A 12,011-nucleotide genomic window follows, 5' to 3' on the forward strand; every position below is an offset into this window, starting at 1 on the left:
CATGATCCAGACAACCATCCTCGTCCTGAGCGTGCTCGCTTCCGCGGCCCTGGCGCTGCGGATGTTCTTCCTGCGCGGCAACGCCCCGGGGCTGCGGACAGGGGTAGCGGCCCTCTTGCTCTGCGCGGCCCTCGAGGCCCTGGACAGCATGCTCCTGGCACAGGCGTCAGCGTCCCTCCGCCTGGCCCAGGCCTCCATGACGCTGGGCGGACTGGCGGCGCTCGCCTGGCTGATCTTCTGCCTGGACTTCTCCCGGAGCGAGCAGCACTGCGCCCGCAACACCCCCCTCAAACGCTGGGCCTTGCTGGCCATGCTCCTCTACGGCGCCCTGCTTCTGCTTCCCCCGGATGCGGTGTTCGACATGGACCAGGCGTGGGACCGCCACCGCAGCCACCTGAGCTGGCTCGGGTTCTCGTTCGAGGCCGGGACCTTGTCCGTGCTGATCGTGGGCATGTTCCAACTGGAATCGACCCTTGCGGGCGCGGTCCACGGCAAGCGCTGGCAGATCAAGTATTTCATCGTGGGCGTGATCTCCATCCTGGCGTCCCAGGCGTTCATCATCAGCCTGGGCCTGCTCTACAGGTCCCTGGACTACTCACTGATCCCCGCCAGGCAACTGGGGCTCTTGTCCGGAGTCGGGCTCATCTGGCACTCCCTGCGGCGCAAGGGCCAGGACGTCTCCATCTCCATGACCTGTCGCCAGGCCCAGCGCTCCATCGTCCTGTTCGCCGCCGGCGTCTATCTTCTCGGGCTCGGCTGCATCGGGCTCGCGATGCAGTTCCTGGGCGGGGGCATAGACCGCATCTTCCTGCTGGCCATCGGCGGCGCATCCGGGGTGTGCCTGATCGTCGTACTGATCTCCGAGTCGTTCCGACGCAAGGCGTTGCAGATCTTCCGGGAATATTTCCCCGCGGACAAATACGATTACCGGGCCCAATGGCTGGCGTTCACGCGGCGGCTTACCGCGTCCAACAGCCGGGAGAGCCTCTACCGTGCGGTCCTGCTCGGCTTCTGCGACACCTTCGGCATGGGAGGGGGAATCCTCTGGCTTCGCGAGGCGGACACGGGCGAATTCTCCCCCGAGGGGCTGCTGGAGCTCGACGCTCCATCCTGGCGTCTCGCCTCGGGAGATGGCGTGTGCGCCACGCTGGACGCCCGGAAAAAGCCCCTGGATCTGCGCCTCGACGGCCCCGGCAACGCCGACCCCCTGGCGGCGGGACTCTCCGAACTCAAGGCGGCCTTCGCCGTCCCCGTGTTCCTGGGCGATTCCCTGGACGGCGTGATCATGCTCTGCCGACAGATCAACAAGGGCGAGTCCTGGGACAGGGAGGACTTCGACCTCATGGAGGCCCTGGCCAACCAGGCCCAGGCCTCCATCCACAACTTGCGCCTGGCCGACCAGCTCGCCAAGGCCAGGGACATGGAGGTGATGGGCAAGGTCTCCACGTTCATCGCCCACGACCTGAAGAATCTCGTCTACACCCTTTCTTTGATCCTGGAAAACGCCAAGCGCTACATCGGCAACGAGGAATTCCAGAAGGACATGCTGGGCAGCCTGGACAACACCGTGAGCCGCATGCACCGCCTCATCGCGCAGATCAAGCAGCTCCCCACCCGCGAGACCATGCGCTTCGCCCGCGTGGACCTGGCCGAACTGGCGCGCGATTCGATCAAACAGCTGCCCCTGGGCAACGTGCGCTTCGCGGGGGAGAGCACTCCGGCCACCGTGGACCCGACACAGATGCGCAAGGTCATCGCCAACCTCGTGATCAACGCCGTCGAAGCGAGCCCCGAAGCCTCTGAAGTTCTCATCGAGACGGGGTGCAACGGCGGTCCGTATCTCGCCGTTACGGACAACGGCGTGGGCATGAGCGAGGAGTTCATCCGCAACGAGCTTTACGAACCCTTCAAAACCAGCAAGCCCAAGGGAATGGGGATCGGTTTGTACCAGAGCAAGCACATCGTGGAGGCCCATGGCGGCCGCATCGACGTTCTGAGCGCACCAGGACAGGGCGCCCGATTCACCGTGCGTTTTCCCGACGTCACGTCCATGCCCCAGGCGGACGCGGCATGAAACAGAAACTGCTCATCGTCGACGACAACGAGGACATCCGCCAGCAGCTCAAGTGGGGACTCTCCTCGGAGCCATACGAACTCAGCTTCGCCAAGAACGCCGAGGAAGCCCTTGCCGCGTTCCAGGCACACTCCCCCCAAGTGGTGACCCTGGACCTGGGCCTGCCTCCCAACACGGAAGACTCCACCCAGGGGTTCCATTGCCTGGAGAGCATGCGGGCCAGGAACAACGCCGCCCGGATCATCGTGATCACAGGCTTCGATTCCAGGGACTACGCCCGCCGGGCGGTGGAGATGGGCGCGCACGATTTCTTCCTCAAGCCCATCAACCTCGACGAGCTCAAGGTCATGGTGCGCAGAGCCTTCCAGCTTCACGAGTTGCGCCAGGACAACGCTGACCAGTCGGCCCAGGCCAGCGACGCGGGGCAGGAGGGCATCATCGGACGGTCGCCCGCCATCAGAGACCTTCTGGCGCAAATCCGCCGCGTGGCTCAGTCCGACGTGCCCGTGCTCATCCAGGGGGAATCCGGCACCGGAAAGGAACTGGCGGCCAGGGCCCTGCACGCCCTTTCCTCGCGCGCGCGGGGCCCCATGGTCTCGATCAACTGCGGGGCGCTGCCGGAGAACCTCATCGAATCGGAATTTTTCGGCCACGAGCGGGGCGCTTTCACGGGCGCGGTGGCCACGGTCCAGGGCAAGGTGGAGTTCGCCCACCGGGGCGTCCTGTTCCTGGACGAGATCGGCGAACTCCCCGTGAACCTCCAGGTGAAGCTCCTGCGCTTCCTCCAGGAGCAAGTCTTCCAGCGTGTGGGCGGACGCAAGAGCATCCAGGTGGATGTGCGCGTCCTCGCCGCCACCAACGTGGACATCCAGACGGCCATGAAGTCCGGGGCTTTCCGGGAGGACCTCTTCTACCGCATCGGGGTGGTCACGCTGAAGCTCCCCCCCCTGAGGCAGCGCGGGGACGACGTGGTGCTGCTGGCGGAGCATTTCCTGGCGAAGCATTCGAGAGAACTGGCGAAACAGTTGCGCGGCTTCACCGGGGAGGCCCTGGAGCGGCTCAAGGCGCACTCCTGGCCGGGAAACGTCCGCGAGCTGGAAAACCGCGTGCGCCGGGCCATGGTGATGGCCCCGGGCGCCTTCATCACCGCGGAGGATCTGGAACTTCAATCACTGGAGGCGCCGCGTACGACGGAACCGGGCACCCCGGGCGGCACGACCCTGAAAGAAGCCCGGAGCATCCTGGAGAAGCGCCTCGTGGAGGATGCGCTCAAGCGCAGCGGCGGGAACATCCTGAAGGCCTCTGAGGCCCTGGGGATCAGCAGGCCGACGATGTATGACCTGCTGAGGAAGCACAGCATCGAGACATGACGCTTACGACAACGAGAGGATGAGATACGAAACGTACGCGCGTCAAATGCGACGCCTGATCGTCAGAACGCCACGACAAGCATTACGCGCAGCACCTTCAACACAACTCGCAACGTACCTTACGGCATACGAAAAAACAACAGACACACAAAACGACACCAGGAACGCCTGAACATATCCAAAATGCAGCACCTTACAAAACAACAGCAAGACACCTCCGTGAACAAGGAAAAACTCATAGGACACGCCCTGTGCCTCATTGAAAACAACGCCAAAGCCACGGAACAAGTTAAACACAGGCCCACTTACGCTAACCATGACACCAACAACATCAAACTTCCTGAAAGCAACACTCACAAGCATCCCGACATTATAAGAAACAAAAAGATACGCAGGCACATTCAGGGACAAAAAGATGAACAACGAGACAACAGCAAAAACGGCCCTCGTCAAAACACTTGCAAATTTTACAACTACATACGTGTAAACATAAAAAACAACGATCACCGAAACAAACCATGTAACAACATACAACCTGTGGCTCAGGAAAAAGTTCCCCCCCAACAACAAGACAACACTCTCAAACAGGCCGACATCCTTATAACTAAAGACATGATTAAACAAGAGAACAGCAGGCGTCACAATCCAATACGGTATGAATATACGCTTCAGCCGCCTAACAAGCCATTCATTCGCACCAACATTGGCCGCCACGGCATAATAGCCCGACACAAACATGAATACGATAAACGCATAATCGACAAGCCCGAAATTACTCAAACCATAAAGACTATTACAGTGGAAAACAAAAATATAGATTGTCGCCAGAACCCTGAACAACGCACTACATGTCGACACCAATTCGCCGACGGCTATCTTATACATTGTACAGTATCATTGTCGTTAAAAGTGTCATATGGACTTTCGCTACCCCCCACAGCCCTCATTGTCAAGCGCCGCAGCGACCATACCGGCCATGACAAATAGCAACTTATTGCACATGCTCCAAAGAACTGGCTCCATCATGCTTGACGGCAACAAAACAAGCATGCCTACCGGCGACACCCATCAAGCAGATGCCGACAAAGGTGGTGAGCCATGACCCCAAAAAATCACACTGGATACGCACCGGACCACCGCTCCAACAGTCGCGCAAGCCGAGAAACCAACTTCCAGCATGAACGCATGGCCGACCTGATAGTTCGAAGCATCAACGGCGTACCCGTGCCCCGGAAAGAAGGATGGACCAAGGGCGGATGGGTCATCTTTCTGATATCCTTCTTTCTCCTTGGACGGGTACAGGAGTCCATTCAATTTCTTTGGCCATTGCGACTCACCCTGTTGTCCTGTCTACTGGCGGCATCCCTTATCATCACAAACGGTGGCTTCAAACAAATTCGGCTAGGAAAACTGTTCCACTCCAAGACATTCAAATACTACTTCTTCATCATCATCATATCAGGCATCGGCATACCATTCAGCATATACAACAGCAATTCCCTTGCTTATTTCATCGAAATATTCCTGCAAATCAACGCCATCTACATTCTCGGACTCAACTCGACTGTCGACTCATTCGCTGACCTGAACCCTGTCGTTTCAGCTGTCATTACATCAATGGCCTGCCTATCACTAATAATTATCTTCATGCCTCGCTACATAGACGGACGCGCAACAGCTATATACACGTACGACCCCAACGACTTCTCGCTACTCATGACAATCATTGCAGCATTCCTATACCCAGGAAGGCATCACTTCACATCTCTGCAACGCTTAATGACGTATACGAGCGTCATAATGGCATTTGTCTCAGTTTATCTTTCTCAATCTCGCGGAGGATTTGCTGCGCTATTCGCCGCGATAATGGCAGAATCGTTGTTTCACGGCAAGAAATCCTTTGTGACACGCCTACTTGTATTTTTCGTGCTTGCAGTCTTTGTCGTTTTTCCAAACGCAGACAATCTTGGCAGACTCGGCACAATTACGGACGTTCAAAATGACTACAACACTAATAGCAGCAGTGGAAGAATTGCGATCTGGGAGCGCGGCCTAAACATGATCATCGAACATCCTGTGCTGGGCGTCGGCCTCAAAACATTCCGCTATGCGGAAGGAGCCTCCCACGAAGGAGGCAAGTGGAGCGAGGCCCACAACAGCTTCATCGAGATCGGCGCTGAATTGGGCGTGCCGGGACTTCTCGCCTTCCTTGGCATGCTGCTCTCCGCGTTCCGGCTGGCTAGGCCCGTTTCCCCAGAGGACTGGATCGGAAGGGGCATCCGATTATCCCTGGTCGCCTTTGTGGTGGGCGGGATGTTTTTGTCCTGGGCATACCACTTCGTCCTTTACTTCTTCCTTGGCATTGCCATGATGCGCGAACGTTTACTCTTCGAGGGCGTCCCCATCACTTGGCGCACCACCCCCCCCCTAAAGTCCGAGAAACGAACGCCCCAGGAGCGGCCATGACTGCAAACCAAGGGGAGTTCAAGGCGCATGTGGTCCACCTAAGCTTCTCTGGAGATTTCGGAGGGCGCGAAAAGGCTGCCTCCTGGCTGTGCCGAGCCATGCGCCAGGAGGGCGTGTTCAGCATGCTGTACATTGTGGTGGAGACACGCAACGGATCCAAGCGCAATTCGAACCTGTTTAACGCCTTGGGGGACACTGTTAGTTTGTGCCGTTTTTTTCAAACACATAAGCGCTTTTCATTTTCCCTCGTTAGCCAGCTATATGAAGCCTTGCTTGAATATGATGCGTCCATTTTGCATTGTCATTGCTACAAATCGCTGTTCTATGCCTTGTTATTGAAGTTTACAGGTCGCTTCTCCGGACCGGTTGTATACACCCTCCACGGCATCGAACTCCCTTTCGGCTTCGGAGCGACGCTCATCAAGGCTTTCCAGCGCATCGGGCTCCACTTTGCTGACGGGGTGGTGGGCTGCTCCCGGGAAGTGCTTGAGCGTACGCTGCCCAAACGCAAGTCCAGGCCGCACATGGTCATCGTGAATGCCATTGATGTGCCTCTGGGCGGCTTCGAGTCTGCCCGGGAGGGCCACACCGACGCCCGGACCTCGCTGGCGCGGACGCTCGGGTTCGACCAAACCCGCCCCTTGGTTATCAACATCGGCAGACTCTGCCCGCAAAAAAATTTTCACCTGTTCCTTCAACTTATTAAATGTTTGTCTGGGATGAAATATGAGGGCCCGGAGGCAATGTTCCTCATCGCAGGCGAGGGACCGCTACGGGCTGAACTCGAGGCGGAAACCGACCGTCTAGACATCCGCAACAACGTACACTTCGCAGGCTTCGTGACGGACATGGACAGGCTCTACCGTGCGGCCGATCTCCTTATCCAAACCTCGACATGGGAAGGAACGCCCATGTGCCTTCTTGAGGCGCGAGCCCATGGATTACCCGTGATCGCCCCGGCCGTAGGAGGCAACGTGGACGTCGTGCGTGACGGCCTGGACGGGACGCTCTACCCCGTGAACGATCTCGCAGCACTAACTCGGGCGAGCGTCTCCTACCTGTGCGACCAGAACTTGCGCGAGGAGCACGGCCGCATGGCATTCGAACACACACGCCACGCCTTCGATCCCGGCCGATGGGCGAGGCGACACTTCAGTTTCTATCATCAGTTACGCCCTACTTTCAGGCTCAAGGAGCAGGGATGACGATGCGATCCCTGCTCGTACTCGATCAATGGGCAAGCCCGGACGCCACTGTAGGCACCAGCAAAAACTGGCTTTACGAAGGGCTAGGTCGGCGATTCAAAATGCGCTTGCTCAACGCCGACGGCGCCAATGTGCAGACCTCCAGGCGACTTTCCAGCCTTTCACGGGCGCTGCTGACCAACCCTTTGCATTGGAGGGAAGCCTACCACCACGAATTGGAATGGGAATCCAAAAGGCCAGCCTCCTTTCAAAAACGCACAACCCGCTTCCAACGCGCCTTGAACCGGCTCAACGGTCCTGTCGACGCCGTGCTTCAGATCGGCTGCCTGTTCGGCCCAGTGTGCAGGACGGACGCATTGCACGCATCCTACCACGACCAGACGGTAGCAATGGTGGAGCGTGGTTGGCGAGCTTGGCTTCCGCCTGAATTCCATCACATGAGGGATCGCTGGATGGAACTTGAGCGCAACGCCCTGGAATCACGCGACCTGATCCTGACATATAGTGAGGCGGCCAAACGTTCCATGATACATGACTATGGAATAGACGAGTGCAAGGTGCACGTCGCCCCCACTGCCTGCAAGATCGTCTACCCCGAGGAAGCGGCGGCGCGGTCTCCCAGACCTGGCCGCATAGTCTTTGCCAGCACTGATTTTCTTCGCAAGGGCGGAGACATCGTCTTGAAGGGCTTCCAGATCATGCGCCGCTCCAAGCCGGAATTGGAACTCGTACTGGTGGGGGGGGCGGTCAACGTCTCATTGCCCGAAGGCGCAAGGAATCTCGGGATGGTCCCCCACGAGTCGCTGGTCAAACTGTTTCTCAACAGTTCATTGATCCTACATCCGGCCAGACACGATGCCTTCCCCAATGTCCTCAAGGAAGCGATTGCCTGCGGATTGCCAGCTGTGGCCTCGGACTCGGCCGGAATCCCCGAGATCATCCATCACGGCAGGACCGGCATTGTATTGAATCAACCAACTCCCGAGTCCCTTGCTGACGCTTCCCTGGAACTCCTTACCGACACTGATCGACTTGATGGCATGCGCGAGGCATGCATAAAGGACAGGGAACTCTTCCATCCTGATTCTTGCGTTGAACGCATCTGCTCAATCCTAGATCGCTCGCTAGACGTTCGCAGTAAGGACATATCAATATGAAACGGCAAAAAGCTCTTTATGTTACAGCTAGACCTCCATATCCTCTAGATACTGGCGCAAAAATACGTTCTTGGCACGTACTAGCAGGCCTAGCTCAACGATACAACATAAGCATACTTACATACAGTGATCCAATCATTAAAAATGAATGGCTTGATGCTGTCCGCGACATAGGAGTAACAAGTGTCGTCCAGGTTGAAAATCATGCACTAAACAATCCCGTCTCGCCAAGCCTGTTCCTTCGTGCATCCATCCGAGGCCTGCCCGCCACAGCTCTGAAGTATACAACACGTGAGTTTACCAGGAAATACCACGAGATGCTGTCCAAGGAGCCGATCCTAGCTCACATCGAGAACATGCAGATTGCCGACATACTGCATCCAAGACATGGCCAGCGTCGAAGTACGCTACTGACAATGAACTCTCACAATGTGGAATGCCAGATCGCAGAACGCCTTCGGGATGTGCAGACCTCACTGCCACGCAAAGTCGCTCTCACCGTAAACGCGTACACCATGCGCCGCTTTGAAGCTCAGGCCTACAGTTTGTGCGACCTTGTCCTTTCTGTATCACGCGAAGACGCAGACATTATAACGATGATGACTACCGGCAAAGCCAATACCGCAGTGATCGAAAACGGAGTTGACGAGACATATTACACCCAGGGCCGACCGGAGGACGTCAATCCCGACGACCTAGTGTTTGTCGGATCCATGGACTGGCTCCCCAATGCTGATGGAATGGAGTGGTTCGTGCAGTGTGTTTTTCCAATGATCAAAACTGCGCGTACCCAGAGTAGGCTGCATATCGTTGGACGTAACCCTATGCCCTCTGTAAAGCGACTGCATGCCCCCGAAAGAGGCGTATACGTCACGGGAACCGTTTCTGACGTTCGGCCGTATCTGCGAAGCAGCTCTGTTGTGGTCGTACCGCTCAGGTTTGGAGGCGGCACTCGGCTAAAAATACTGGAAGCTTTCTCCATGGGCAAAGCCGTACTTTCAACGACGCTTGGCTGCGAAGGCATTTCTTGTGAAGACGGGAAACACTTGCTCATCAGAGACACACCAGAAAGCATGGCTGCAGCATGCCTAAAACTTATGAACAACAGAGACATTCGAGAATCACTTGGCGCGAAAGCAAAGACTTTGGCGTCAACAAACTACGCATGGCCAGCCATAATAAACAAAATGAACAACGCCCTGGACATATTGCAACAACAAAACAAGCGCAACATGTGAATTCTATGGCAAGATTTATACAAGAACACCAAGCAATCAATGCACCTGACAATCAGCCGTGGCACGATATACGACCAATTCAAACAGCAACTGAACACAAAACGCGAGCAACTCACAGAGGAAACCACACAATGAACACCTACAACATAATGTTTCACGACGTTGTGGACGCCTACACAAGAAGCGGCTTCCAAAACAAGGCCGCACATCCATACAAACACTCAACCCAACAATTCGAGCAATACCTGCACACGCTTACCTCTCTAAACATCAAAGCATGCACCATAAACGATCTTGACCCAGCAAGCCCTGAGAACAGAATGCTATTTACCTTTGACGACGGAGGGCTTTCATTCCTGCATGCAGCAGACTTTCTCGAACGCTTTGAAATTAGAGGCCATTTTTTCATTACCACGAATCGAATCGGTGCACCGTACTTTATAGACAAATCCGGCATCCGGAATCTCTTGGCAAGGGGACATATTATAGGCTCGCACTCCCACACTCATCCACATCCATTCTGTAGACTGACTGCTGAGCGACAGAAAGACGAGTTCATGACCAGCAAGCACATCCTCGAAGACATTACTGGCGAACGATGCATTACGGGATCCATACCGGGAGGCGACATTGACAGTTCAACATATGTGAACATTGCAAACCTCGGCTACGACTACATTTTTACTTCTGAAATAACTACGAAGCAGATTGATGTCGAGGGCACATCATACCTTGGAAGAATATGTCCGAAAAGCCACGTTGCTGCCAGCAAGCTGCCAGGCATGCTAAGTAACAAAGGGCTTGTACAGCTTGCAATGTTGCGAAAATTTAAATGTATTATCAAGTCGTTGCTGAGCATCGCACCTGCGCACAAAGCTTAATGCGCGAAACATAGCAACGCCAACACAACGTAACAGCGCGTACATTCTCGACAAACGATCGCAAGTCTTACACTAAGACTAATCGGTTTGCACGAGGCCGCAGCCAGTCCAATGTGACCACAATAATTTACAGCCATGAAATACAACACGACTTCTCAATCGCCTTGCCAAACCAAATATTATGTTCAAATCTTAACTGTTGCTAAGTCTGGACAATCTACAACAGTATCATCTCTTACCATGTCACGTGACGAATTCTCTCGACTTTCACCCATAGAACAAAGTGAAGCACAAACCACCACGAAGAGGCGGCCAAACAGCACCCCCCCCCGGCCTGGGCCACGGGCTATATCGGGGCCCGCTTCCATAACATTGTCAACCGTGATTCTCGCCACCGTTTCATACAAAACACCACCTGCGCCCTAAATGATACATTCCGACTTCCACGTGGCATTGCGATCCAGCGAAGGAATGAGAGAAGGACGACTCGAAGAGTTGAACTGAAGCGCAACATATGGACATTAATTTTTTTACCGTAGATCTGGGACGCAGAATTGCCAGCACGGCATTCGCTGACCTTCCGTCACCACGCAATGAATGCTACTACGGGTCTTACTCAACAATATAACTTCGAGACAGCACCCTCATGACAAGCCAGAGATACCCTCACCTCGACCTGTTACGGGCAACTTCTATCTTCTATATTGTAATGATATGGCATTTTGACAATTATTTACCGATTCACATTTTCGACACAACGCCTTTCGAGATTACAACATACACACTCCTTGCTTTATTTATGTACATATCAGGATTCCTATTGTCTGCACGGAATACAATCTCAAACTTCAATGACTTTTTATTGTTTTACCAAAAAAGATTCATTCGAATATACCCTCTTTTTATTCTTGCACTAACATTGTTCTATTTAACGGGAATGATCGACGCCAATGTTTTTTTTCACGCAGCCACCTTAACCAGCATCATTACAAATGATCAGCCAATTACTCTCTGGTTTATCACCTGCATCATTGCGTATTATTTAATATTCCCAGTTATCATATATAGATATTCTTTTGCGCATTGCACGATATCTGCAGCATTTGCAATCATAATTCTCGTCACGATAAGCAAACTCAACAGTGCATTGGTTGACAAGAGAGCCATAGTTTATCTCATTCCATTCACATTCGGAATAATATCAAATCGCTCAGCTATGGTTCGCAAATATACTGCGAAATACTCTGTTGTCGTGCCCCTTTTCGTAGCAGGAATTTTGGCGACCTGTGTTGGCTACAATTGTGGAACTGAAAGTATTTCTCGCGCATCCAGCACAGCTGCAATCCCTTTGATAATCTTACTGTCGAGCAAGATTTACGCGCAAAACTGCATAATTACAGCTGTTTCATATGCTTCTTACTGCATGTACTTGTACCACAGAGTGATATTCATGTATGTTGTCGAAGTAATCCCGATACACAACCCTGCGCTTAACATTTTCATGCTATTTGTCGTCGGCTTCATATCTATCTTTGCAATCTCGTATGCAATTCAATATACTTACGACTCGCTTGTTGATTTGACCAGAAAGAAAAGGAACGTCTCATGACTTTGGCCTTC

General features: G+C 54.2%; 9 protein-coding genes. 8 read left to right on the forward strand and 1 reads right to left on the reverse strand.

The annotated features are described in order from the left end of the window. Window position 1 precedes the first annotated feature (1 nt). Window positions 2-2,074: an XrtA/PEP-CTERM system histidine kinase PrsK gene (prsK, locus tag NNJEOMEG_RS08670; RefSeq protein WP_173083435.1), complete on the forward strand. Its 2,073-nt coding sequence runs from the start codon at window positions 2-4 to the stop codon at window positions 2,072-2,074. Beyond that, window positions 2,071-3,444 carry a PEP-CTERM-box response regulator transcription factor gene (gene prsR / locus NNJEOMEG_RS08675; protein WP_173083437.1) on the forward strand — a complete coding sequence of 458 codons (1,374 nt, stop codon included), beginning with the start codon at window positions 2,071-2,073 and terminating at the stop codon, window positions 3,442-3,444. Before prsK ends, prsR begins: the two co-directional genes overlap by 4 nt. A gap of 42 nt (window positions 3,445-3,486) precedes the next feature. On the opposite strand, the gene NNJEOMEG_RS08680 is transcribed toward prsR, so the two are convergent. After that, complete coding sequence (locus tag NNJEOMEG_RS08680; RefSeq protein WP_173083439.1) at window positions 3,487-4,329, reverse strand: acyltransferase family protein; 843 nt, start codon at window positions 4,327-4,329, stop codon at window positions 3,487-3,489. A gap of 300 nt (window positions 4,330-4,629) precedes the next feature. On the opposite strand from NNJEOMEG_RS08680, the gene NNJEOMEG_RS08685 reads away from it, so the two are divergent. The 6 genes from NNJEOMEG_RS08685 (at window position 4,630) to NNJEOMEG_RS21140 (ending at window position 12,000) form a co-directional block, all read left to right on the forward strand. Next, window positions 4,630-5,910: an O-antigen ligase family protein gene (locus tag NNJEOMEG_RS08685; RefSeq protein WP_173083441.1), complete on the forward strand. Its 1,281-nt coding sequence runs from the start codon at window positions 4,630-4,632 to the stop codon at window positions 5,908-5,910. Beyond that, window positions 5,907-7,115 carry a glycosyltransferase family 4 protein gene (locus NNJEOMEG_RS08690; protein WP_173083443.1) on the forward strand — a complete coding sequence of 403 codons (1,209 nt, stop codon included), beginning with the start codon at window positions 5,907-5,909 and terminating at the stop codon, window positions 7,113-7,115. The genes NNJEOMEG_RS08685 and NNJEOMEG_RS08690 overlap by 4 nt, the downstream gene beginning before the upstream one ends. Then, window positions 7,112-8,272, forward strand: coding sequence for a glycosyltransferase family 4 protein (locus NNJEOMEG_RS08695; RefSeq protein ID WP_235956899.1), 1,161 nt, complete (start codon window positions 7,112-7,114; stop codon window positions 8,270-8,272). The genes NNJEOMEG_RS08690 and NNJEOMEG_RS08695 overlap by 4 nt, the downstream gene beginning before the upstream one ends. Then, a complete protein-coding gene (locus NNJEOMEG_RS08700) occupies window positions 8,269-9,510 on the forward strand; it encodes a glycosyltransferase (RefSeq protein ID WP_173083445.1) in 1,242 nt (413 codons plus the stop codon). The genes NNJEOMEG_RS08695 and NNJEOMEG_RS08700 overlap by 4 nt, the downstream gene beginning before the upstream one ends. Window positions 9,511-9,641: 131 nt before the next feature. Beyond that, window positions 9,642-10,391, forward strand: a complete 750-nt coding sequence (locus NNJEOMEG_RS08705) for a polysaccharide deacetylase family protein (protein ID WP_173083447.1) — start codon at window positions 9,642-9,644, stop codon at window positions 10,389-10,391. A 646-nt stretch (window positions 10,392-11,037) separates the two neighbouring features. After that, complete coding sequence (locus NNJEOMEG_RS21140; RefSeq protein ID WP_173083449.1) at window positions 11,038-12,000, forward strand: acyltransferase family protein; 963 nt, start codon at window positions 11,038-11,040, stop codon at window positions 11,998-12,000. Window positions 12,001-12,011 lie beyond the last annotated feature (11 nt).

The sequence above is a fragment of the Fundidesulfovibrio magnetotacticus genome, assembly GCF_013019105.1.
Lineage (GTDB): Bacteria > Desulfobacterota > Desulfovibrionia > Desulfovibrionales > Desulfovibrionaceae > Fundidesulfovibrio > Fundidesulfovibrio magnetotacticus.

What these genes read in the sequence shown, in the direction of transcription:
- NNJEOMEG_RS08690 (WP_173083443.1), top strand. Translation starts at nt 5,907, where the DNA reads ATGACTGCAAACCAAGGGGAGTTCAAGGCGCATGTGGTCCACCTAAGC.
- NNJEOMEG_RS08680 (WP_173083439.1), bottom strand. Translation starts at nt 4,329, where the DNA reads ATGTATAAGATAGCCGTCGGCGAATTGGTGTCGACATGTAGTGCGTTG.
- prsK (WP_173083435.1), top strand. Translation starts at nt 2, where the DNA reads ATGATCCAGACAACCATCCTCGTCCTGAGCGTGCTCGCTTCCGCGGCC.
- NNJEOMEG_RS08705 (WP_173083447.1), top strand. Translation starts at nt 9,642, where the DNA reads ATGAACACCTACAACATAATGTTTCACGACGTTGTGGACGCCTACACA.
- NNJEOMEG_RS08700 (WP_173083445.1), top strand. Translation starts at nt 8,269, where the DNA reads ATGAAACGGCAAAAAGCTCTTTATGTTACAGCTAGACCTCCATATCCT.
- NNJEOMEG_RS21140 (WP_173083449.1), top strand. Translation starts at nt 11,038, where the DNA reads ATGACAAGCCAGAGATACCCTCACCTCGACCTGTTACGGGCAACTTCT.
- prsR (WP_173083437.1), top strand. Translation starts at nt 2,071, where the DNA reads ATGAAACAGAAACTGCTCATCGTCGACGACAACGAGGACATCCGCCAG.
- NNJEOMEG_RS08695 (WP_235956899.1), top strand. Translation starts at nt 7,112, where the DNA reads ATGACGATGCGATCCCTGCTCGTACTCGATCAATGGGCAAGCCCGGAC.
- NNJEOMEG_RS08685 (WP_173083441.1), top strand. Translation starts at nt 4,630, where the DNA reads ATGGCCGACCTGATAGTTCGAAGCATCAACGGCGTACCCGTGCCCCGG.